This window comes from Acinetobacter proteolyticus (assembly GCF_000367945.1).
In the GTDB taxonomy this organism is placed as follows: Bacteria; Pseudomonadota; Gammaproteobacteria; order Pseudomonadales; family Moraxellaceae; genus Acinetobacter; species Acinetobacter proteolyticus.
The window spans coordinates 2,503,009-2,526,536 of sequence record NZ_KB849179.1 but is presented as its reverse complement, the minus strand read 5'-3'; the positions used below and the strand labels follow the sequence as shown (position 1 = coordinate 2,526,536).

Below are 23,528 nucleotides of genomic sequence, written 5' to 3'. Positions count from 1 at the left end.
AAATACGATTAAAAGACAAGCGAATTTGGTAAAAACAAGGCATGAACTGGTGTGATAGCTCATGCCTTAACCAGCTTAGCGAAATAGTGTTTTCAAAAGCAGTTTGTGCGTTGCTTTATTATACGGCGGAAGGATGAATTTTAAACTGTAAAGTTTAGGGCTGACAGGATTCGACATCATTGAACGTTCATGCGAGAAGCTAAAGAAGCCTTCTTTACCATGGTATTTACCCATACCAGATGCACCAATACCACCAAATGGCAGGTCATCCTGTGCCACATGGGTCAACGTCTGGTTAATGCCGAAGTGCCCTGAGTGAGTGCGGCTGGCAACATAGTCCGCACGTGCACTATCAATATCGAAGTAATAGAACGCCAATGGACGTGGGCGGCTATTGATGAATTGCAGCGCATCTTCAATATGTTCATACTCTAAAATAGGCAAAATTGGACCGAAGATTTCATTACGCATGATCTCCATCTCTGTCGTCACACCTGTTAATAAGGTTGGTGCAATTTTACGAACCTCAGTTAAAGACTCATTCTTGGCATTCAGTTCAACAATCGTCGCGCCTTGATCGCGAGCATCTTCCAAATAGCCTTGCAGACGGTTGTACTGCTTGTCATTCACAATTGAAGTGTAGTCTTTATTGTCACGCAAAGTCGGATACATGGTGGTCGCAAAGTCATTATAGTGCTTGGTGAACTCTGCTGTTTTGCCTTTAGGCAAGAACATATAGTCAGGTGCAACACAAGTTTGACCTGCATTCCAGAGTTTGCCCACCGCAATACGTTGTGCCACATCACGAATGTTCATGGCTGAATGAACCAGTGCAGGGGATTTGCCACCTAATTCTAAAATCACTGGGACAAGATTCTCTGCTGCCGCAGCCATCACAGTTTTACCCACCGAGGTTGAACCTGTGAAAATCATTTTATCGAATGCCAGATGGCTGAATGCATCTGAAATCACACCACCGCCGTTAACAACAGCGACCAATTCTTGAGGAAAGGCTTCAGCCAATGCATTTTCAAGAACATAACCAAAGTTAGATGATGCACTTGAGATTTTGATCATGGCATGGTTACCCGCTGCCAAGGCACAGATCAGTGGGCCAACAGAAAGTAATAAAGGATAGTTCCACGGCGCAATCACCCCAATAACACCGAGTGGCTGATATTCTACCCACCCTTTTGCTGGTTGGTGTAACATGCTGATATGGCGTTTAGATGGTTTCATCCATTCAGTTAGGTTCTTGCTATAGTATTTAATATGCTCTAGACAAGTCAGAACTTCGCCGATTTTGGTTTCCATTATGGCGCGATTGCCGTAGTCTTGACTAATTGCGTTAGCAAATTGATCTTGATATTTTACCAAGATATTTTTAAGTCGGGCTAAGCGTTCAATACGTTCTTTGGCGCTTGGAACAGGATGACGTTGGTAAGCTGCTTTTTGCTGTTCAAGCAAATCATGCAGCCGTTTTACATCAACATGAGGTGTCATAGCGGTTGTTTTTGTTTGACTGTTCATAGGAGTAGACCAAAAGAAAGCTTATTATTTTTTAATTTTTAGAGTAAATACTCTAAAGTGTCAAGTCGCTTTATAGGTTTGTTTTATAACCTATTGATAATGTTATAGATGGTTAAACTCAATGTCGCACGCTAAACCGAACAAAACAAAAGATAGAATTTTGCAAATCAGTTTGCAGCTGTTTAATGAGCGTGGAGAACGTTCGGTCACAACCAATCACATTGCGGCTGAGTTGGGGATTAGCCCTGGCAATCTGTATTATCACTTCCGTAATAAACAGGAAATTATTAAGGAACTGGCGCAACAGTATCAGGCGGAAACCTTGGAAATGTTGGCCTTGCCAACCGACCGTCCTTTAAATGCCAACGATAAAATCAGTTATTTCCAAGTGCTGAGTAACCAGCTTTGGGCCTACCGCTTTATTCACCGTGATGTTTATCATCTGGTTGAAAATAATGAAGACTTTCGCAAAATCTATCCACGTTTTGCTGGGCAGGTGATGCAGCAAGGGCAAAAAATTTATCGTGCCTTCGTCGATGCGGGTCTGATGAAAATGACCGATTCAGAAATTGAAGCCTTGATTATTAACTTGTGGATTGTGCTGACCAACTGGACCAACTTCTTATATATGTCGGGGCATATCAGCGATAACAATCGTCTGGAAGAAAAGTGGGTTTGGCAGGCTTTACGCCAAATGGTGTTTCTGGAAGGTCCGTATTTAATGGGTGAAAGTCGCCAAACCTATGAGCAATTACTGAAATCACTGGGACCATCAGATTTGTTTGCCAGCTTATCGAATCTTAAAAATGATGATGAATAGATCGACAGCAGCTATTTAGTCAACCGCAAAAAAGGGTTAGAATGCTCGGCTTGATTTTAATTTGATTCGAATAAGTGATATTAACCAAATGAACACGACTACAGCCCACACAGCACGATTACTGATTACTTGTGAAGACAAGCCGGGGATTGTGCAAGCCGTATCGAGCTTTTTGTATCATCAGGGAGCAAACATTACCGCACTTGATCAGTACGCAACAGAAGCTCAAGGCGGGCGTTATTTCATGCGTGTTGAGTTTGAGCTTGATCATTTGCAATCGCGTAAAGAAGCATTGATGCAGACGTTTGCTGCGAATGTGGCGGAACGCTACAACATGCAATGGAAATTGAATTTCGTTGGTGAATTGAAAAAAGTCGGTATTCTGGTTTCTAAAGTCGATCATGCGTTATTAGAGTTGTTATGGCGTCATGCGCGTGGTTCTTTGCCGTGTGAAATTACCCAAGTGATTTCTAATCATCCGGATTTGCGTGAATCGGTTGAGAACTTTGGTATTCCGTTCCATGTGGTGCCAGTGAATAAAGACAATAAAGTCGAAGCTTATGCACAGATTAATGAGATGATGCAAGGCAATGACCTGTTGATCTTGGCGCGTTATATGCAGATTCTCAGTGAAGATTTTGTGTCGCAATGGGAAATGAAGATCATCAATATTCACCACTCATTCTTACCAGCTTTCGTGGGCGCGAATCCGTATAAGCAAGCCTATGAGAAAGGGGTGAAGTTGATTGGGGCGACTGCACATTATGTGACGGCTGATCTGGATCAAGGCCCAATCATCGAGCAAGATGTTGAGCGTGTGAGTCACGATTATAACGTCGAGCAATTGCGCGAGTTGGGTGAGGATGTTGAGCGCAATGTCTTGGCACGTGCAGTCAAATGGCACTTGGAAGATCGTATCATTGTTGATGGCAACAAAACCGTAGTTTTCTAAGAAACGCTCTTGTTCCATTGCATAAAAAGGACATGCCGTCAGGCATGTTTTTTTATGCCTATTTTTCAAAGCTTAGCAAATATACAAGAAAAAATGGTTGCAAATGAAAACACTTCTCATTTATTATTACGGCACTTTCATTGTTCTATCCGATGAGTGAAATCGATTTTTTGAAGGTTTGACCATCTATTAGGTACTTAGATTCTTATGAGTCAATCTCCTGCTACATTCAACACGCCACACCCGATGAAAAAGAAAATCATCGCTGCTTTAGTTGCAGTTGTGATTGGACATGTAGGCGTTCTGTGGGCGGTGAGCCACATGAAAACGATTGAGTTAAGACCAATCGAGAAAGAGCCGCTTAAGGTGAAGTTCGTTAAAATTAAAGAACCACCAAAACCTGAACCACCGAAACCGAAAGAACAGCCAAAACCTGAACCTAAAAAAGAAGTGAAGGAAGTTAAAGTTGTTGAAAAACCTTTACCTCCACCGAAAAAAATTGAAAAAGTTCAACAGGTGAAAGAAGCACCAAAACCAGTGTTGCAAAAAACTGAACCTAAAGTTGAACCAAAAGTTGAAACGACAGTGGTTACGACTAAAGTGACCGAAAAAGTTGTAGAAAAACCACAACCTGTTCAGGAAGTTACGAAACCACAGCCTGCTGCTGACCCATCACCGAAACGTGTATCGATTGGCGGTTCTGGCGTTCAGTGGAGTCGTTCACCAAAATTATCTGTAACAGCCAAAGATCTGGATAACCAAACACGTTCAGTAATGGTACTGATTGAAGCGGATGAAAAAGGTAAAATTACCAATGCACGTATTACCCGCAGCAGTGGTCTACCGAATTTAGATGAAAAAGTTTTACGTGCTGTCAGAAGTGCGAAATTTAAACCGTATATGGAAAATGGTGTTGCTTACCCGATTCGAGCAGAGCAGCCGTTTGATCTTAGTCCTTAATAAATTTGAGTCCTTGCGACAGATTAAATCAGGAGTTCGTATATGAACTTTTCAGTTTATTGGCAACATGCAGATGCAGTAAGCAAAACACTGTATTTCATCCTTTTAGCAATGTCGATTGCGACGTGGACTATTTTCATTCTGCGCCTATTAGGAACACGCCAATTAAAACAACAAGCTTATACTCAACTTGTTCAAGCTTTGGCTACGCTTAAATCAAAGTTACAGCCGTTATCGTTTGAACAACGTAAAGCTGTCGCTGAGCAAGCATTGCTTCGCCAAATCTCTGCTGAAAAATCTCAAGCAGAAAAAGGTGTTTCAGTGCTTGGAACAATCGCCTCATTAGCACCGTTTGTGGGTTTATTCGGTACAGTATGGGGGATTTTCCATGCGCTTGTTGCCGTGGGTAAAAGCGGACAAGCTGGATTGGCTCAGGTGGCAACACCAGTAGGCGAAGCCTTGATCATGACCGGTCTTGGTCTTGCTGTGGCGATTCCTGCAGTTATGGCTTATAACATTTGTGTACGTTTCAACCGTGGCTTGGCACATGATTTACAAGATCAAGCCCATAGTCTGTTAATCGATACCATGTTGCAGCAAGAAACAGCGGCAAAAACAGAAACTAAAGCGACTCAACAAAGTTTAGTTGGAGGTCAAGCTTAAGATGGGCTTTCAATTGGGTGAAGACCACGACAGTGGCATGAATGAGATGAATCTCATTCCTCTGATCGATATTATGTTGGTATTGATGATTATCTTTTTAGTCACAGCAACGGTTGCTAACCCATCAATTCCACTAAGTTTACCAAAGACGACTGCTGAAATTGTCGATCCACCGCCAAAAGCGATTACGATTAGTATTAATGAGAAAGGTGAGGTGGCTTGGGATGCGCAGATTATTAGCTTAGACGAGCTAGAGAAACGTTTCCAAGAAGCGGGTCAAGCAGAGACGAAACCGACGGTACAGTTACGTGCAGATAAAGAATCCAAATATGATACGGTTGCACAAGTCATGTCTCGTGCCAGTGAAGCAGGTTTAAGTGATATTGCGTTCGTCAGTGAAAACTAAGACAGCACGCGATACCAAGAAAAAAGCAACTCATTGAGTTGCTTTTTTTGTGCTTAGGCATCTTTGAGTAGATCAAGATATTTGGCACGTAATTTAGACAGCTTAGGCGGGATGCTAAAGTTGCAGTAGCCTTGTGAGGGATTACGTGCAAAGAAGTTCTGATGATACTCTTCTGCAGGGTAGAAGGTCGGTACTGGGCTGAGCTCAGTGACGATATTCAGTCCTTCATCTTCCAGACTGTGGATGACTTGTTCAGCTTGCTGCTTTTGCTCTTCATTGAAGTAATACACCACAGAGCGATATTGCGTGCCAATATCATTGCCTTGACGATTGAGCGTAGTTGGGTCATGCGTGGTAAAGAACACGTTTAACAGTTGGGTATAGCTGATCTGTTGCTCATCAAAATCAATCAGAACCACTTCAGCATGTTGAGTCGTACCTTGGCAGACCTGTTCATAAGTCGGGTTTTGACTAATTCCACCTGCATAACCACTCACCACCTTCTCTACACCTTTAAGTTGTAGAAATACGGCTTCGACACACCAAAAACATCCACCACCAAATAGTGCTTGTTGCATAAAACTCCCCAATTTTTAATTTTAAGAATGTTACTAAAGTAAACGAAGTGCTCACAAAGTAAAAGCCCGTGTTTGCAACGAGCTTTTACTTTTTTGTGATCTATAAATTACGGAAGTGGCTGAATCACCGTGACGAAACTCAGCAGAACTTTGCCTGATGCGTCCATGAATTTAAGCTCATGGCCTTTGAGTTCATAGTTGGTGGTGCTTGCCAATGCATTGCTATATTGACGTGAGAGCGCACTGTTATCTTGTCCAATACACGCCATCATGGTTGAAGCAATTGGGCCGAGGCGTAAGATAGAACCTTGGCTTTCAAAGCTACCTTGAATTTGGTTGCAGCCATCTGCACCAAAGAAACGTTTGCCTTTGGCATCAAATTGAATTGCAGGGCGCTTGCCAGAAAGATCATTGCTTTTGACCTCGACACCATTGATATGAGTAGCAATCCAGTTACGGCCATAGAGGTTGATGCTTTCTTTTTGAGACGCGTTCGGTGAAGTCTGAAGAGATTCGGTGGCTGCACAACCCGTCATTGCTACGGCGATTGCCAAAGTACATGTTGTTAAAAAAGGTTTTAACATAAAATTTAAGTCCAAATCATTGTGTTTCTATGCTCAGTATTAGAGTAAAACAACATGGAGTGGAGCAGGATATTGCGTATCCTTTTGTAAATGTTCAGGTGTTTTTAATAAAATGAGTGGAAAAATCACTCAGTCTTGGGAAGGCCTGTACGAATGACATCCGAAAAATATTCACTGCTTTGGTTCGGCTGTTGTTCATATTGTTCGGCACGTGGATTGATGTGTGCCAAGCGATACCATTCATTCATGCTGTAATTTTGATTGAGGGCTTTTAGATCGTAGAGATAGTTCGGTAAATAACCTGAGGCCAATAGGCGGTAATCTTTGGGTAAGCGCTGCGGATTAATTGCCTGAACCATATCAAAGACCAGTGTGGTGCAGTTACTGGTCAGCGTGTTATACCATTTGGCTTCTGCACGGAGTTCATCTGCTTTATGCAGATATTCAATAAACAGGGCTTTGCGCTCAGTTGCAGGCATTCTAATCGGGAATAAATAGACTTGTTCATGACGAACATTACTGCGCGTATAGATCAGATCCTTTTCATCGGAAGCGACTAAACTGAGTTCGTATTTACGGAAAAAGCCACCAATTGCAGAAAAGTCTTCGCCTTTTTCCTTACGGATTTCAATCGAGAACACCAACGGTTTTTGATCAGAAAAATCGAAACTCACTAAGGTGTGGGCAATTTGTGGACCCATCCAGTAGGAGGTAATGACATTGATGCCCGTAATTTTATTCAGATCAATGCTGCGATCTTCCCAATGAATGTCATAACTGCCATCGGCATGCCAGTCAAAATTTCGCACATTATGCAGCTTGACCAGATCCCCATTCTTTTCATAACTCAGTTGTTCTGCAACTTCAGGATTCCAATCCCGATCTTGTCTTGCCTCTAAGGAAAAATACCAGACTAAGGCGCACGCAAAGGCGACACAATAAATAATGATATCGGTGCGGCGACTCACTAGATGGCCGCTGACATAGACGCCAATTAAGCTGAGTGCGAACAGACTCCACAGAATAATACTGACTCGGCTAAAGAAGGTGCCGAGTGGCTGTTGAATCCATAAGGCTAGAAAGAGCCAGACACTTGAAAGAACCACGAATAAAGTAAATAGGCTATGTAAAAGCCCGACGCCTAAAGCGATGAAAAACTCTCGTGATCCAATATTATGCATGGCCGATGCAATCCATTTTTATTTTTGATAGGTGGCAAACTCAAAAGCGATACCAGACTTTTCATCAGTATGTTGCTCTGCGTTTACTTTACGAAAATCTTCACTGATTTTTGGATAGTGTGCATCGCCTTGAACATCCAGATCCACATGAGTTAACTCGAGGCGGTCGGCAATAGCCAGTGTCTGAGTAAAGATCTCTCCACCTCCAATAATAAATAAGGCGGCTTTTTCTGAATGTTGCACGTCTGTAAGTGCGGCATTGAGTGCATCTTCGATACTATGTGCGATCTTAACCCCGTCAAAATGCCATTCAGGGTCACGCGTGATCACCCAATTGACACGATTCGGTAAGGTACGTCCCATCGATTCAAGGGTTTTACGCCCCATAATCACCACACCACCTTGGGTGATGGCTTTAAAGTGTTTCAGGTCAGCCGAGATATGCCACGGCAAAGCATTGCCTTTACCGATACAGTGATTTTTATCCATTGCGACTACGTGGACAACTTCAGTGCCTTGCCATGCCATTTTATATGCTCTCTAATGATCTATTTAAACTGCGACGGGTGCTTTGATTGCAGGGTGCGATTCATAACCAACAATCTCAATATCTTCAAATTTAAAATCGAAGATATCGGTAATCTCAGGATTGAGTTTTAACTGACACAACGGTAATGGTTCACGGCTCAGCTGTAACTGCGCCTGTTCAAAGTGATTGGCATATAAATGCGTATCGCCACCTGTCCAGACAAAGTCACCGACACCTAAACCACAGACTTGTGCAATCATATGAGTCAGCAGGGCATAGCTGGCAATATTAAAGGGTACACCTAAAAATACGTCAGCACTGCGTTGATAGAGCTGGCATGACAGTTTATTGTCTTGTACAAAAAACTGGAACAAGGTATGGCAAGGTGGTAAGGCGACCTTACCTGCTTCATTCGGGTTCCAGCCAGACACGATCAAACGGCGGGAATTGGGATTGGTCTTGATTTCATTGATCAACCATTTGATCTGATCAAAACCATTTTGCCGATAGCTGCCATCTTCATTTTGAGTCGCGCCAAAGTTACGCCATTGATGACCATAGACGGGGCCAAGTTCACCTTCTGGACGACCAAAACGTGCTGTTTGTTCTGCGGTAGCCCATTCATCCCAAATGGAAACTTTATTGTCTTTGAGATACTGAACATTGGTATCGCCTTTAAGGAACCAAAGCAACTCAATCACAATCGAACGAAAGTGGACTTTCTTGGTGGTGAGCAGTGGAAAGCCTTTGGAAAGATCAAAACGCATCTGATGACCAAATACTGAACGTGTACCTGTGCCTGTGCGGTCACCCTTGTCGCCGCCATTGTCAAGGATATGTTGTAAAAGGTCTAAATATGTACGCATTGTCATTCCTACCGCAGATTTTGCCTGGGCTCATCTTATCAGAATTTATGTCAGAAATAATGCTGCAATTGAGCGTCAGTTATTGTCGCAGAAGGATGTTTAACCGCTATCTGAATTTATTTACTTGTTTTATATTGCATTCTATAAATAAGTAGAGGGATAACCAACAGAATGAATTTTAAACCAGAAACTTTGCCGAACAGTGTGCAGCCATACCTAGAAAAAATCTCGGCGACTGTTCTGCCAACCGTCACCATGCAACTGACCTCCAGTGATGAATTAACTTTATGGCAAAGTAAAATTGGGGGAGTGCCTTATTTGCCTTTGGATGTGACGTATCCAGTCGACTCGAATGGCAATCCGTTGGCTTTATTGGCGCAATTAAATTTTGCTGAAATCCCCAAGTTACCTGATTTTCCCAATCAGGGAATTTTACAGTTCTACATCGCGGCTGATGATTTGTACGGGATGAACTTTGATGACCAACAGCAGCAATCGGGTTTTAAAGTGTTGTACTTTGATCAAGTGCTTGAGGATGCATCACAATTAAAACAAGACTTCTCTGAAGTTCAGTTGGGCGAAGATGATTATTTGCCATTTACAGGGCAATACGCGATTGAATTTAATCTCACTTCTCAGCCAATTAGCCTTGGTGATTTTGCCTTTGCACCGAAGATTTTAGGGGTTGAAGATATTTATGACTTTGAAGATCAATTTGAAGGTGGCGATTTCGAAGATGATTTTATCGAACCTTATGATGAAGTTGCTTCGGCGAGTGGGCATCGTTTAGGTGGCTATCCGTATTTTACCCAAACTGATCCACGTCAATATAATGAAAAAGTTCAAGATTATGTGCTGCTTTTTCAGTTGGATACCGATGATGCGGAAAACGAGATTATGTGGGGTGATTCAGGTGTAGGGAATTTCTTTATTCATCCAGAAGATCTAAAGAAACGAGACTTTTCCAAAGTGTTGTATAACTGGGATTGTTGTTAAATAAAAAAAGCGGATGATTTCTCATCCGCTTTTTTTTCTGAGTGTTAAATCTTATTCAGTAACAAAAGTAACTTTGCCATCTTCCAAAGATTTAACACGTGCTAACGACTCAACACGATAGCCTTTTTCCAGCAATACATCACGGCCTGGCTGGAATGATTTTTCAATCACGATACCGACACCAACCACTTCAGCTTTGGCTTGATGAATCAAGTCGATTAAGCCTAGTGCTGCCTGACCATTGGCCAAGAAGTCATCAATTACTAGCGCTTTATCGCTTGAACTGATGTGCTTGTTGGAAATCGCAATGGTACTTTCAGTTTGTTTGGTAAACGAGAACACTTTAGAACGGTAAAGGTCGTCTTTCAATGTTAATGACTGATATTTGCGCGCAAAAATAACAGGAACGCCAAGTTCTAATCCTGCCATGATTGCAGGTGCAATACCTGAAGCTTCGATGGTAATAATTTTAGTAATACCTGCATCTTTAAAGCGAGCGGCAAACTCTTTACCAATCAGCTGCATTAACACAGGATCGATTTGGTGGTTTAAGAAAGCATCAACTTTCAAAACCTGATCAGATAGAACGATACCTTCATTTAAGATTTTCTGTTCTAAAGCGTACACGGGAGAATCCTCTAAACGGATGCTTGTTCAAGCAAAGGCATATTTTAAAAAGCATCAAAAAAAATGCAAGCCAAAATTGACCAGATGCTTAGTTTGTTTTACCTGAATAGCCTGTTAAAAGCAGACCGTATGATGATTTACCATCGTTATGCGCCATTTTGACGGGTAAATAGTCAAGTTTTGGTGCTAACCAGAATACGGTATTGCGTTCAGGTTTATCATGCTGCATCACCACTTTAATGGCACTGAATGTTCCATAAGGGGTTTTGACATTTTCAGTGCCTTGTTTCACAAAGCGACGTTCATCCAATGCTTTGGCATCTGCAATCAGATATTTGGTCTTCAATGCATTACTTTTTAAATCTTCACGGATTTGCAATTCTGCATTGAGTTCATCCAAGGCACCGGCTTGCCATGCAAATGAACGAGCCGTGTCATCTTTTTTGGTGTTCACAACCTTACTATTCGGATTGAAGTTAATACTCATGGTATTGTTGTGAATCAAGATTTTACTGCTACGACTAAATTTCTGTGAGTTGATTTTGTTGTCAGCAAAACTAAATTGACTGGTTTCAGATGCAGAAGCAATACCACCTGCTTTGGCACTGAATTGATAGGTCCAGTTGTTACCTTGTTGAGAAAGGGTACGTGTTGCTGAACCTAGGTTTTTATTGTTGTAGCTGAATTGATAGCTGGCTTGGAAAGGCGCCATTGCCAAGGCATGACTAGAGATGCTCGCACTGAAAATGGCAGCCGAAGTAAGACCTAATACTTTCAATAATTTCTTTGTCATAACACTATATCCTTTGAGCAATACTGAATTGAATCGCTCATTTATCATTACGATTTAAAGATATTATGCCTGTAGATTATGAAGAAAAGATCAGGTTTTTTACTAAGCGCTTGTTAATTTTTCGTATAAATCATGAAGATGTGTGTTTTAGGTAGCATCTCATGACAAGCGGCATGCTACCTCAATTTAAACGTATTTATTTTTTACGGTCTTTTTGCTGAATCGGAGTGACTTCGCTGTCGTTGAGATCGTCTTCTTCAAACTCATCTTCATTGGAAGGCGATAAAATTGCGGCGAGATTGACATTGCCCCAAACAATCAGCTCCGCAGGGCGGACCCGTGCACGATTGACATGTACTTTACTTAAAGTTTCGATAATGCTGGCTTTTTTACCTAACCAACGATTTAAATCGAGATACAGTAAATCATCTTGAACTTTGACCACTTCAAAATGTTCTAAGATTTTACCAAGCGGATCTTCTTCACGGAATTTCTGGTAATACCAGATCGCCACATAAAAGCCCCATTTTTGAAAGATATTTTTGAATTTAGCTTCAATTACTTGGGTATTGCTGATTTGCTCGAACACCATCAGTTGTACATTTTGATTCATTTCCATTTGAATCAACTTTAAATCCACTGATAAGGTGGTGTGCAGGCCTTTCACATCAAGTGTGGTGTATAAGCGTAACCAACCATCATAAAGGTCGGCGTGAAGGTCTTGCATAATGCCGACATTTTCGGTGACATAACGTTCCATGGTGGCATTCACAAAAACTTGTGAAAGTGAAAATTCTCTTTCTTCTTCGATGAATTCTTCTGCTTTTTGGTAAACTTTACGTAGACGTTTAACAACGGATGAAATTAGCGTTTGCATAAAAGTTGTTCCAGAAAGTGAATTGATAAGTACAGCAATGCCACAATCTTTGTATTCACTAAAAAAATAAAAATAAATTTCTGACTTGCAGTGTAGCAAAATTAATTGCTACATTTTCATAAAATGATGGTATGGAAACACTGTAACTATAAGTGGATCACATTTTTGTAAAAATTTGAATATTGGTTGGGTTTTTATACGGTGCTACCGTTGGGGATGGGACATTTTTTGTCGCTTAAATGCCATGTTGAATAAAATAAATTTTCGTTCAGAACTGTCTCCTTATTGGTGGCAAGATCCAATTTTTGTCGGGGCTGTGGCTCTGGCGATGCTGCTGCATGGCGCTGTACTGGCGATTCAATTTACCATGCCATCACCCTCTGACACCTCCACCAAAGAAATTGCGGTCACCGTTCGTCCAAGTACAGAAAAAGTTAAAGATGCAGACTTTTTGGCGCAAGCGGATCAAAAAGGTTCAGGTGACTTCCGCGAAGCACATCGGATGTCGAGTGATTTGCCCGCACCGATGCAAGCCGATGCGACCACAGGTGAAAAAGAGTTAGAAAGTCTGGAAAAAATTCAGCAAAAGCGTGAACTCAAATTTGAAGAAAAAGTGCTCATGACGGTTTTGAGTTGGCAAAAACAGGCAGAACAAAGCGAACGTAAAAAGACCTTGGATGATCTACAAAGTCAGTTTCAAGCCAAAGCTGCCATGGTGGCGAGCTTAGAAGCGCAATATTTACAACGCCAACAAAATTTTAGCCGTAAACAACGCATTAAAACGGTTGATGGGATTCAGGCTAAACAAGACGCGTCTGCTGCTTACTTAGATAAATTTCGCCAAAAAGTCGAGTTATACGGGAATCGCTATTATCCCGATCAAGCCAAACAACAACGCTTGGCGGGTGAAGTACGCTTGATGGTGATTTTGAATGCTGAAGGAGGAATCCGAGCGATTCGTCTCATTGAAAGTTCTGGGCATGCAATCTTGGATGAGGCAGCCAAAGCATCGGTTCGCCGTGGTGCACCTTTTGGCGCATTTGATGCCAACATGAAAAAAGAAATCTCTGAGTTACGCATCATTCGGACATGGCGTTTTGATCCGGTCGATGCTGAATTTGAAGTGCACTAATTAAGGTGTACTTCTTATTGGGGAATAATAATGAATAAAATAGAAATTAAATATTTATAAAAATCATTTAATTATTTTTTAAAAATCTTAAATATATTTTTAAATTCAATAAAAACAGTTAACTAAATTTATTGCTTAAAACTTGAATTGATAATAAAAACAATTATCATTTGCAATGTGTTTTTAGTTAACTCTCCTTTTGAAAATGAATGCATCCTTCTTAAAATTTATCGGGGGAATGAGATGCATGTTTTCAAGACCGCTCCCTTGCAATAAGGACATATTTCATGCATCAACCTTCAACTTTAAACCTGTTTAAAGCCCGCCCACTGGTCTTGGCAATGGCTGCAATCCTGTTACCTACATGGGTATTTGCAGAAGACGACGCTAAAGAAAATGCAAAATTGCCAACGATTACAGTAAAAGCAGAACAAGGGACTTTGGCTGTAACGGAAGGAAAGAAAAGTTATACCGCTAAAAGTACCAATACCTCGACCAAACTCAATTTATCGCTTCGAGAAACGCCTCAATCGGTCAAAGTTCTCACCCGTGAGTATTTGGATGATGCCAATATTACATCGTTTCAGGATTTGTTAAATAACGTTACAGGCGTGACTGTGAATCAGTGGGATGAACGTCAGTACCCAACAGCGCGTGGTTTTGATGTCGATTATTACCTGTTTGATGGTGTTCCAAGCAATGTAGGGATGGACGCCAATGATCCTGATTTAACCATGTACGATCGGGTTGAACTGGTTAAAGGCGCGAATGGTTTGATGACAGGTGCTGGGAATCCTGCAATTGCAATTAACATGATTCGAAAACATGCCAATGCGAAAGAGTTGACAGGGAATGTCAGCACTTCTTTGGGCTCATGGAATGCATGGTCAAGTTCAGCAGATATTTCAACACCATTAAATGCCGATGGCAGTGTCCGTGGTCGTATCGTCGTGAAGCACGAGGATACGGATTCTTATATGGATAGCTACGAAAAAACCAATAATGTTGTCTACGCGGTTGTGGATGCAGATATTACGGATAAGACTTACCTTTCAGTCGGTGCAGGCTATCAGAATCTAGAGCGAGATGGGGTTCGTTGGGGAGGACTACCTGCATTTTACACGGATGGTACGCGAACTAATTTCGATCGGTCTAAATCGGTGAGTTCGGATTGGACATACTGGAATACCGATACCACCACGGCGTTTGCGACATTGAAACAGAATCTATTCAACGATATCAATTTAAATGTGAACTACGCTTATCGAGAAGTAAAACAAGACACGGCTTTGCTCTATTCATGGGGTAAGTTGGATAGAGCAACCAACACACTCGACTCTTTCATGACCTGGTCTGATGCCACCCAGACTAAAGAAAATAATATTGATACTTATCTCTCAGCGCCCTTTACTTTGGGTGGTTTAAAGCAGGAAATTGTTGCAGGTTTTATGTATAACCAAAGCAAGAAAGATAAGTGGTACTCAGGAACGCCTCCGATTGCCTCAGGTGCTGTGCTCGATTTTGATCATCCAAATATTCCATTAATTGGTGCAATTCAGAATAATAACTTGTATCAACCTCCAAATAAAACCACACAAACAGGCGCTTATCTTGCAGGCAAGTTCAGCTTATTGGAGCCATTGAAGTTAATTACAGGCGTGCGTTTATCAAACTGGAAGTATGAAAGTGATAATGGTGAAGGTAATCGGGAATTTAATAATGAAGTCACGCCGTATGCAGGCTTAGTTTTTGATTTTCTGGATCAATACTCTTGGTATGCCAGTTATACCAGTATCTTTAAGCCAGAAGATAAACGAGATGCAAATCGCCAATATCTTGATCCAAGAGAAGGGAAAAGCTATGAAACTGGCTTAAAAGGTGAGTTTTTAGACGGTAAATTGAATGCAGCTTTATCGGTATTTAAAACCCAGCAGGATAATGTTGCAGAAGAGATTGATGGTGTTTTTGTACCTGATGTCAATGGTAACCCAACGACTGAAAAAGCCTACCGTAGTGTAGATGGCGTTGAAAGCAAAGGGGTTGAGTTTGAATTAGATGGGGAAATTAGAGACAACTGGAACCTGAGTTTCGGTGTTGCACATTTCAATGCCAAAGATGCAAAAGGGAATGAAGTTCAAACTATGTCTTCAAGAACCAGTGCCAATCTCTTTACCAAATACACGCTGGATAAATGGAGTGTTGGTGGTGGGCTAAACTATAAGAGTAAATTTTATACTGGAGAAGGTAGCCAACGAATTAATCAAGATGCGTATGCTTTAGCAAACTTAATGGTGGGCTATGATATTGATTCAAATATCAAAGCACAGATTAATTTGAATAATGTATTTGATAAAAAATATTATTCAGGCATCGGGAATAACAGTATGGTTTATGGATCACCTCGCAATGTCACTTTGACGCTACGTTATCAGTTCTAAACAATAAGAAATAAAAAACGGCTGCATTCAGCCGTTTTTTTATTGAGTATGTGGATAAGTTTGCGCTTATTCACAAGCCATTTTGGTTTGAATAAGCACGTTCAACTGTACAGATTTCCACACTAAAATCCTGATACCATTTTTCTTTACCCAAACGCTGGGCAACCAAATGTTCTGCATCGCGTTGCCAAAGTTTGATATCTTCAAGACTGTTCCAGTAAGACAGTGCTATTTCAAAACCATTTTCACTACACGCTTCAAGCTTGATGCAGTTAAATTGGTTCAAGGCTTTATTTCTCAGCTTTTGTACCATTTCTGAATACGTCGCATCAAGTTGTTTGATGGTGGCTTTAAAAATAACGATATACATAGGACCTTGGATTAGCTTTCATCGGCTTGGTAAGGATTGGCGATACCCAATTTTTTCAGAATCTCAATTTCTAAAGCTTCCATTTCTTCAGCTTCAGTTTCACTGGTTTCATGGTCGAAGCCAAGCAAATGTAGAACGCCGTGAACCAGTAAATGGGTGAAATGGTCGCTTGGTGTTTTTTGTTGTTCTGCCGCTTCTTGTAAAACCACGGGAATACAAATCACCAAGTCACCTAAAGGTTCTGCATCGAGTAAGCTGAGCATTTCCTCAGGAATATCACTTGGGAAAGACAGCACATTGGTCGGTTTGTCTTTTTCGCGGTATTGCAGATTGAGTTCATGGCTTTCAGCTAGATCAACACAGGCAATCCCGATTTCACAATTGGCATCAAAACCGACATGGCGTAGTGCAGTTTCGATATTTTTTTTGATTTGACCACGTTTGAGTGGCAATTCCGCAGCTTGAAAGTCTTGTTGAAGACTTAAATTGATTTTCAAAGTAGATCCTTAAAATCGTCCCCTTAAGATGCGACTAAAGCATTTTAAGGGGAGTGGGGGGATTTTCTAAATGTGTTGCGCATCTGCCGCAGAATCATTTTCTGCGATCAGTGCTTCTTGTTTGGCTTTGCGTTCGGCACGGGCTTCAGCAGACAAGCGTTGCTGTTCACTGTCCCAACCTTCGTAAGCTTCAACAATTTTTTGTACCAATTGATGTCGAACCACATCACGTGAATGGAAACGGGTGATATGAATCTCATGGACATTTTCAAGTACACGTAATGCTTGTGCTAAGCCTGACTGTTGTCCACGAGGTAAGTCAACCTGTGTCACATCACCCGTAATCACGGCACGTGAACCAAAACCTAAACGGGTCAGGAACATCTTCATCTGTTCAGGTGTGGTGTTTTGTGCTTCATCTAAAATGACGAATGAGTGATTCAGGGTACGTCCGCGCATGTAGGCCAGCGGAGCAACTTCAATCACTTGGCGTTCAATCAGTTTAGCTACTTTTTCAAAGCCCAGCATTTCATACAGGGCATCGTAAAGTGGACGTAAGTAGGGATCGATTTTTTGAGTGAGGTCACCGGGTAAGAAACCGAGTTTTTCACCGGCTTCAACCGCAGGACGAACCAGCAAGATTCGCTGAATTTCATTACGTTCCAGCATATCAACCGCGGCAGCAACCGCTAGATAGGTTTTACCTGTCCCTGCTGGGCCAATACCGAAGGAAATATCACTTTGTAAAATACGTTGCACATAGCGTTTTTGATTGGCGCCACGTGGGTTAATTCGCCCTTTACGGGTCTGTAACCAAACACTGTCGAGGCCTGTATGTTCTTGATCTGAATCATCCATCAATTCACGGTCCGTCTGTGAACCTTGGATCATCAAATGAATCACATCGGCACTAATTTGTGAGGAAATTTCTGATTCTTGATAGAGCCGTTGCAATAGTGCTTCGGCTCTTTCGACCGCTTCTATATCACCATCGAGATAAAAGGCATCGCCACGGTGAGTAATTTTGACATCTAAACGTTGTTCGATTTGTTTTAAATGCCCGTTATACGCACCGAGCATGCTTTTCAAACGTTCCAATTGAATCTCAGGGAACGTTACTGTACGTCGAATCGCTGCAGTCAAGATAAACCCTTTTTGTTGCTCTGTAGGAATACCCTTACATTACGCCACGTCAGGTTCAAGATTCAAGAGTTCTCCGTAAACTAAATTTAAAGTTTTAATTTCCGTGATCTCAATCTCTGCGAAACGCCCAATCCACGCGGCATCACCGATAAAAGTAACCAAACGTGTATTATCCGCTGTACCAATTAAAACATTCGGATCTTTATCCGAAACCTTCTCAATTAACACACGTTCAATTTTACCGAGCATGGCATCCGTTTTATCAATACTCGAACGTTTAATCACTTCTTGTACTTGCGCCAAACGATCTTTTTTCACTTGCTCAGGGGTACTGTCTGGTAAGTCAGATGCAGGTGTGCCTGGACGCTTCGAATAGACAAAACTATAAGAGTGATCGAAATCTAGATCTTTAATGAATTGTAGGGTTTCAGCAAAGTGTGCATCTGTTTCGCCAGGGAAACCGATAATGAAGTCGCTGGATAAATGCATATCTGGACGGACTTTACGTAACTTGGCAATTTTATCGATGTAGACATCAATGGTGTGGTTACGTTTCATGGCTTGTAATACATCGTTTGAACCACTTTGTACTGGCAGATGCAAGTGCGAAACCATTTGTGGTAAATCACGGTAGCATTGGATTAGATCGTCAGAAAACTCAAGTGGATGAGACGTGGTATAACGCAAACGACCAATACCTGGAATTTCTGCGACTAGGCGGAGTAACTCAGGGAAAGTGCAAATCCCTCCCTCGAAGGTTTCACCACGATAACCATTCACGTTTTGACCGAGTAAGCTGATCTCACGCACACCTTTTTCAGCGAGGCCAGCGATTTCTGCCAACACATCATCCAACGGACGAGACACTTCTTCGCCACGGGTATAAGGGACCACACAGAATGAGCAGTACTTCGAGCAACCTTCCATGATGGAAACGAATGCTTTGAAGCCTTCGACACGTGGTTCTGGCAAAAAGTCAAACTTTTCAATATCTGGGAAAGAAATATCAACCAATTTGATTTTTTCTTTCTTTGGTTTTTCAATTTGAGCGTGATGCTGATCTAGCATTTGTGGTAAACGGTGCAGTGTTTGTGGACCAAAGATCATATCTACATAAGGTGCACGTTTTTGGATATTGTCACCTTCTTGCGATGCAACACAACCGCCCACACCAATGATGAGATCTGGGTTTTGTTCTTTCAGTTTGCGCCAGCGGCCTAAACCACTAAATACCTTCTCTTGTGCTTTTTCACGAATCGAGCAGGTATTCATCAGCAGGATGTCTGCTTCGTTTGGATTGTCAGTGAGCACATAGCCATGTGAATCACCTAACAAATCTGCCATACGATGACTGTCATACTCATTCATCTGACACCCTTGAGTTTCAATAAACAATTTCTTGATTGAAACATCAGCGGTGTGCATTGGCTGGGTAACAGTGTTTTCTGAAGCAGCTTTTACAGCACTGGGAATGAATGTTTGAACCGTCATGCAGGCTCCTAAACAAGGTGGATTTAAATAAACGGCGGATTATAGCAGCATTTTAAACGGAACGCAGAGAATAAAAAACTGACAAAAATGGACAGTTTGTGAATAAAATTGTGTGAATTTTAATGAATATGAATCAGTAATTTACATAACACAACAATAGTGGAAGGCGAGACTTATTACACTATAATGGCAGCGCAAAATTGGGCATAGATATTGATGAAGATGAAAAAGCAGCGTGATTTTAGAACAACCGTAACTCCAAAATTGAATAACAAGAAGAGCTTCCGTTGTTTTATTGCAATGGGTGGAATGATCGCATGTTCGTCTGTCTATGCTTTAGATGAACAGTTTAATGATGCTTTGCGTGCTGCCAATGCAAGCAATACTGCTTTACTCGACCAATACCAATATGAAATGCAAAATGATGCTTTGGGCTACTACCCTGAATATTGGAAATTGAATACCAATCTGGGCTTTCAACCTGCGTCTTCAATTATTAGCTTTGCACAACGTTATCCACAATCCGCGATGGCGGAAAAACTCTCTGCCGATTACGTGGAAGAAAAAGTCAAACTCGGAAGCTTTGCTGATGCCAAGCCTGTACTGAGTTATGTCACCAATCCAGATCAAGAAGAAAGCTGTGCCGTTGCCCAAGTTCGTGCAAAAACAGGTGATAGTCTGGTTTTTGCAGAATATAAAGATATTTGGCTGACCACTAATTCCCAGCCAGAATCATGTAATGGCTTGGGTCGATTGATGTTGTCTAGTCCACTGATGACCGCGCAAGACCGTCAGCAGCGTTTATGGGGGCAATTGCGTGCAGGTCAGTCTGGCCCAGCGATTGCGACCGCTCAAACCATGGGCTTGAATCTTTCTTTAGCGCAGTTCAATCAAATTCAGGCCAATCCGTTGGGTTATTTGTGGAGTGCACCAAAAGCAAATGATGCAGATTATGCTTATTTGATCTTTGCCTTAGGGCGGGTGGCAGATAGTGACTTAACCAATGCCTTGGGCAATGTGCAGCGCGCTGTTCAAGATGTACCAAAACCTGTACAACAATATTTATATCGCACCATTGGTTATGTTGGTGGTACGACTGTGATGAAAAATGGCTTTAATCGTGAAGTGCTCAATGCTTTTGATCAAAGTTATGGTTATCCATTCAGTCCAGAAGAAGCTGAAATTTATGCACGCCAAGCAATTCGCTTCGGGGCTTGGGAAAGTTTGATTCGTGCGATTGATGCGATGTCTGTGACGCAAAAGCAGGAAGATCGTTGGCAATATTGGTTGGCACGTGCCTCGGAACAGCGTTCAGATGGTGGCTCTAAACAGGCGGCACAACAGATCTATCGCAAATTGGCACAAGCTGGCGATGACTACCATAACTTGTTGGCGAAAGATCGCCTCGGTGAACGTTATAATCATCAGCCTTATAATGAGCAGCCTAGTACTCAGGATATTCAACGCCTGAATCAAAATATCCATTTTAGACGTGCGTTTGCATTAAGAGATGTCAATGCGCCTGCCAACTATACCAATCGTGAATGGAACTGGGCAGTTCGTCAGGCGTATTTACAACACGACGATGGTCTGCTTTTAGCAGCAGCGAAACGTGCGCATGATGTCGGTTGGTATGATCGTGCAATTTATGCAGCGGATCGGACCACCTCTCGTCATAACGATACCTATCGTTACGCGACACCGCATCGCAGTAATGTGACCAGCCATAGTTACAATGCAGGTATTGATCCTGCGTGGGCCTATGGTTTAATGCGCCAAGAAAGCCGTTTTGTCACTTCTGCACGTTCCCATGTGGGAGCGGGTGGTTTAATGCAGATTATGCCCAACACGGCAAAATTGATCGCAAGACAAATGGGTGAGACTTATAATCCTGCGGCATTAAGTGAGATGAATACCAATATTCGATACGGGACTTATTATCTCTCAATGATTCAAAGTCAATTGAGTGGTAATGCGGTATTGGCAACAGCAGGGTATAACGCGGGTCCAAATCGTGCACGCCGTTGGCAGCCTGATGCTCAAAATATGGCAGCAGATCAGTACACTGAAACCATTCCATTATTGGAAACACGTGACTATGTTAAACATGTCATGACCAACGCTACACATTATGGTGTGGTATTAGGGCAGGGGTCGCAATCGTTAGAAAAACGAATGAGCACGATTCCTGTACGTAGTGGGCCTTAAGACACACCAAGATGTTTAAGTGAAACAATGAAGTTTTTGCATTTGATGAAACCAATCGAATTACTCAAAGGGCAGTTGATGAGATCGCTACAAGCGGTGGCTTGTTATTTGGTCTTGTCTTTTGCTACGCCATTACATGCTGCGAGTAATCCAGATGTTGCAGGCTATGTCATGCATGTGCAAATGACACCTGCTGCATGCTCTTTCGATTCATCAAGGCAAAAACAACGTAAATGTCTGGAAGGCTATTCGCTGACGATTGCGAGCTTGTTACCTGAAGTAGCGCCCAACCGAGATTGCTCAACTAAAACATCTGCCAAATTGTCGCCATTACAAGCCAAGGTGGTGGCGCGCGTCATGCCTGATGAAAATGCACGTGTGCAGTTATGGCAAGATGTGGGTGGCTGTATGCCAATGAATGCCAGTCAATATTTTAGAACCATTATTAACTTCGCGGAGCGTTTAAAAATCCCTGCGGATTTGACCAGCCCGAATACCATTGAAGTGCAAAAAGAAAGCTTAAGACAGCAATTTACCAAGCTCAATCCGTCGTTGCCGCCAAATGGTATACGTTTTACTTGCCAGTCATCGAGATTTGATTCGGTCTTGACTGAAATACGCGTCTGTTATCAGAAAAATGGTCAATATAAACAATGTGCAAGTCATATTGTGACAGGCTGCCCAAGTGAATTTACAATTAAAGGCAGTTACTAGGTATTTACCTAGTTTGATTTGTATTTTCTATTAGACTTTCGTTGAAATTCATTCTCTTTTACATGCATCTGTATTCGCTTTAGAGTACAATCTTTGCCGTTTATGATAATTCGATTGAATAATAATAGCGTTCAATCGTGCAAACGCATCTCATTGGAGAATATCACATGAAGCAACCCGTTCGTGTTGCCGTTACAGGCGCTGCTGGTCAAATTGGTTATAGCTTATTATTCCGTATCGCAAGCGGAGAAATGTTAGGTAAAGATCAACCAGTAATTTTGCAATTGCTTGAAGTTCCTTTTGAGAAAGCTCAACAAGCGCTTAAAGGCGTGATGATGGAACTTGATGACTGTGCTTTCCCATTATTGGCAGGCATGATCGGGACTGATGATCCTAAAGTTGCATTTAAAGATGCTGACTATGCGTTATTAGTTGGTTCTCGCCCACGTGGTCCTGGTATGGAACGTGCTGACTTGTTGAAAGTGAATGGCGAAATCTTTATCGGTCAAGGCCAAGCACTCAACGAAGTTGCTAGCCGTGACGTTAAAGTATTGGTTGTTGGTAACCCAGCAAACACCAATGCTTACATCGCTATGAAATCTGCTCCAGATCTTCCAGCGAAAAACTTCACAGCAATGTTACGTCTTGACCACAACCGTGCATTGACTCAACTTGCTCAAAAAGCAGGTGTTGCAGTTTCTGACATCGAAGACATGACTGTTTGGGGTAACCACTCTCCAACAATGTACGCGGACTACCGTTTTGCAACTGCAAATGGCGTAAGCTTAAAAGACAAAATCAACGATGCAGCATGGAACAAAGATGTGTTCCTTCCAACTGTTGGTAAACGTGGTGCTGCGATTATCGAAGCGCGTGGTTTGTCTTCAGCTGCTTCAGCTGCAAATGCTGCAATCGATCACATGCGTGACTGGGCGTTGGGCACTAACGGCAAATGGGTAACGATGGGTATTCCATCTGACGGTTCTTATGGTATTCCAGAAGGCGTAATGTTCGGTTTCCCTGTTACGACTGAAAACGGTGAATACAAAATCGTTCAAGGCTTAGAAATTGACGAGTTCAGCCGTGAACGTATCAACTTCACGCTGAACGAGCTTGAAGAAGAGCGTGCAGCAATTGCTGACATGGTAAAATAATTTATCTTTTTGATAAATT

The 23,528-nt window shown here is 42.0% G+C and carries 24 protein-coding genes; 11 read left to right on the top strand and 13 right to left on the bottom strand.

Going from position 1 to position 23,528, the window contains the following annotated elements:
- Window positions 1-75: 75 nt before the first annotated feature.
- Complete coding sequence (locus F993_RS05360; protein WP_004655982.1) at window positions 76-1,530, bottom strand: coniferyl aldehyde dehydrogenase; 1,455 nt, start codon at window positions 1,528-1,530, stop codon at window positions 76-78.
- 121 nt (window positions 1,531-1,651) lie between these two features.
- On the opposite strand from F993_RS05360, the gene F993_RS05365 reads away from it, so the two are divergent.
- From F993_RS05365 to F993_RS05385, 5 genes are all read left to right on the top strand, one after another.
- Entirely contained in the window at window positions 1,652-2,350 is a 699-nt protein-coding gene (locus F993_RS05365) for a TetR/AcrR family transcriptional regulator (protein ID WP_004655980.1), read from the top strand.
- Window positions 2,351-2,438: 88 nt separating this feature from the next.
- The gene (gene purU / locus F993_RS05370; RefSeq protein ID WP_004655977.1) at window positions 2,439-3,302 is read left to right on the top strand and encodes a formyltetrahydrofolate deformylase; all 864 of its coding nucleotides are present in this window, start codon (window positions 2,439-2,441) and stop codon (window positions 3,300-3,302) included.
- 207 nt (window positions 3,303-3,509) lie between these two features.
- The gene (locus tag F993_RS05375) at window positions 3,510-4,262 is read left to right on the top strand and encodes an energy transducer TonB (protein ID WP_004655973.1); all 753 of its coding nucleotides are present in this window, start codon (window positions 3,510-3,512) and stop codon (window positions 4,260-4,262) included.
- Between the two features lie 42 nt (window positions 4,263-4,304).
- Window positions 4,305-4,925 (top strand): MotA/TolQ/ExbB proton channel family protein, encoded by a 621-nt coding sequence (locus F993_RS05380; RefSeq protein ID WP_004655971.1) that lies wholly within the window; start codon window positions 4,305-4,307, stop codon window positions 4,923-4,925.
- A 1-nt stretch (window position 4,926) separates the two neighbouring features.
- On the top strand, window positions 4,927-5,331 hold the full coding sequence (locus F993_RS05385) for an ExbD/TolR family protein (protein ID WP_004655970.1): 405 nt from the start codon (window positions 4,927-4,929) through the stop codon (window positions 5,329-5,331).
- A gap of 53 nt (window positions 5,332-5,384) precedes the next feature.
- Here F993_RS05385 and msrA read toward each other — a convergent pair whose 3' ends face one another.
- The 5 genes from msrA to thyA form a co-directional block, all read right to left on the bottom strand.
- Window positions 5,385-5,909 carry a peptide-methionine (S)-S-oxide reductase MsrA gene (gene msrA, locus F993_RS05390; RefSeq protein WP_004655968.1) on the bottom strand — a complete coding sequence of 175 codons (525 nt, stop codon included), beginning with the start codon at window positions 5,907-5,909 and terminating at the stop codon, window positions 5,385-5,387.
- 107 nt (window positions 5,910-6,016) lie between these two features.
- Window positions 6,017-6,493, bottom strand: a complete 477-nt coding sequence (locus F993_RS05395) for an META domain-containing protein (protein WP_004655966.1) — start codon at window positions 6,491-6,493, stop codon at window positions 6,017-6,019.
- Window positions 6,494-6,618: 125 nt separating this feature from the next.
- Window positions 6,619-7,674, bottom strand: a complete 1,056-nt coding sequence (locus tag F993_RS05400) for an Lnb N-terminal periplasmic domain-containing protein (protein WP_004655965.1) — start codon at window positions 7,672-7,674, stop codon at window positions 6,619-6,621.
- 18 nt (window positions 7,675-7,692) lie between these two features.
- Window positions 7,693-8,202: a dihydrofolate reductase gene (locus tag F993_RS05405; protein ID WP_004655964.1), complete on the bottom strand. Its 510-nt coding sequence runs from the start codon at window positions 8,200-8,202 to the stop codon at window positions 7,693-7,695.
- Between the two features lie 24 nt (window positions 8,203-8,226).
- Window positions 8,227-9,069 carry a thymidylate synthase gene (gene thyA, locus F993_RS05410; RefSeq protein ID WP_004655962.1) on the bottom strand — a complete coding sequence of 281 codons (843 nt, stop codon included), beginning with the start codon at window positions 9,067-9,069 and terminating at the stop codon, window positions 8,227-8,229.
- A 171-nt stretch (window positions 9,070-9,240) separates the two neighbouring features.
- Between thyA and F993_RS05415 the strand changes: the two genes are divergently transcribed.
- On the top strand, window positions 9,241-10,065 hold the full coding sequence (locus tag F993_RS05415; protein ID WP_004655960.1) for a YwqG family protein: 825 nt from the start codon (window positions 9,241-9,243) through the stop codon (window positions 10,063-10,065).
- A gap of 51 nt (window positions 10,066-10,116) precedes the next feature.
- Here F993_RS05415 and F993_RS05420 read toward each other — a convergent pair whose 3' ends face one another.
- The 3 genes from F993_RS05420 to F993_RS05430 form a co-directional block, all read right to left on the bottom strand.
- On the bottom strand, window positions 10,117-10,692 hold the full coding sequence (locus tag F993_RS05420; RefSeq protein WP_004655958.1) for a xanthine phosphoribosyltransferase: 576 nt from the start codon (window positions 10,690-10,692) through the stop codon (window positions 10,117-10,119).
- Between the two features lie 88 nt (window positions 10,693-10,780).
- Window positions 10,781-11,485, bottom strand: coding sequence for a DUF3108 domain-containing protein (locus tag F993_RS05425; protein ID WP_004655956.1), 705 nt, complete (start codon window positions 11,483-11,485; stop codon window positions 10,781-10,783).
- A 196-nt stretch (window positions 11,486-11,681) separates the two neighbouring features.
- Window positions 11,682-12,362 carry a hypothetical protein gene (locus F993_RS05430; RefSeq protein WP_004655955.1) on the bottom strand — a complete coding sequence of 227 codons (681 nt, stop codon included), beginning with the start codon at window positions 12,360-12,362 and terminating at the stop codon, window positions 11,682-11,684.
- Between the two features lie 244 nt (window positions 12,363-12,606).
- On the opposite strand from F993_RS05430, the gene F993_RS05435 reads away from it, so the two are divergent.
- Entirely contained in the window at window positions 12,607-13,494 is an 888-nt protein-coding gene (locus F993_RS05435; RefSeq protein WP_004655953.1) for an energy transducer TonB, read from the top strand.
- A gap of 287 nt (window positions 13,495-13,781) precedes the next feature.
- Window positions 13,782-15,932, top strand: a complete 2,151-nt coding sequence (locus F993_RS05440; protein ID WP_004655949.1) for a TonB-dependent siderophore receptor — start codon at window positions 13,782-13,784, stop codon at window positions 15,930-15,932.
- A gap of 70 nt (window positions 15,933-16,002) precedes the next feature.
- Here F993_RS05440 and F993_RS05445 read toward each other — a convergent pair whose 3' ends face one another.
- The 4 genes from F993_RS05445 to miaB form a co-directional block, all read right to left on the bottom strand.
- A complete protein-coding gene (locus tag F993_RS05445) occupies window positions 16,003-16,302 on the bottom strand; it encodes an antibiotic biosynthesis monooxygenase family protein (RefSeq protein ID WP_004655948.1) in 300 nt (99 codons plus the stop codon).
- Window positions 16,303-16,313: 11 nt separating this feature from the next.
- Window positions 16,314-16,799, bottom strand: coding sequence for an rRNA maturation RNase YbeY (gene ybeY, locus F993_RS05450; protein WP_004655947.1), 486 nt, complete (start codon window positions 16,797-16,799; stop codon window positions 16,314-16,316).
- Window positions 16,800-16,865: 66 nt separating this feature from the next.
- Entirely contained in the window at window positions 16,866-17,942 is a 1,077-nt protein-coding gene (locus F993_RS05455) for a PhoH family protein (protein WP_004655946.1), read from the bottom strand.
- Window positions 17,943-17,981: 39 nt separating this feature from the next.
- On the bottom strand, window positions 17,982-19,433 hold the full coding sequence (miaB, locus tag F993_RS05460; protein ID WP_004655945.1) for a tRNA (N6-isopentenyl adenosine(37)-C2)-methylthiotransferase MiaB: 1,452 nt from the start codon (window positions 19,431-19,433) through the stop codon (window positions 17,982-17,984).
- 300 nt (window positions 19,434-19,733) lie between these two features.
- On the opposite strand from miaB, the gene F993_RS05465 reads away from it, so the two are divergent.
- The 3 genes from F993_RS05465 (at window position 19,734) to F993_RS05475 (ending at window position 23,509) form a co-directional block, all read left to right on the top strand.
- Window positions 19,734-21,641 (top strand): lytic transglycosylase domain-containing protein, encoded by a 1,908-nt coding sequence (locus F993_RS05465; RefSeq protein ID WP_171066075.1) that lies wholly within the window; start codon window positions 19,734-19,736, stop codon window positions 21,639-21,641.
- A 45-nt stretch (window positions 21,642-21,686) separates the two neighbouring features.
- Window positions 21,687-22,355: a ribonuclease T2 family protein gene (locus F993_RS05470; protein WP_004655943.1), complete on the top strand. Its 669-nt coding sequence runs from the start codon at window positions 21,687-21,689 to the stop codon at window positions 22,353-22,355.
- 167 nt (window positions 22,356-22,522) lie between these two features.
- Window positions 22,523-23,509 carry a malate dehydrogenase gene (locus F993_RS05475; RefSeq protein WP_004655942.1) on the top strand — a complete coding sequence of 329 codons (987 nt, stop codon included), beginning with the start codon at window positions 22,523-22,525 and terminating at the stop codon, window positions 23,507-23,509.
- Window positions 23,510-23,528 lie beyond the last annotated feature (19 nt).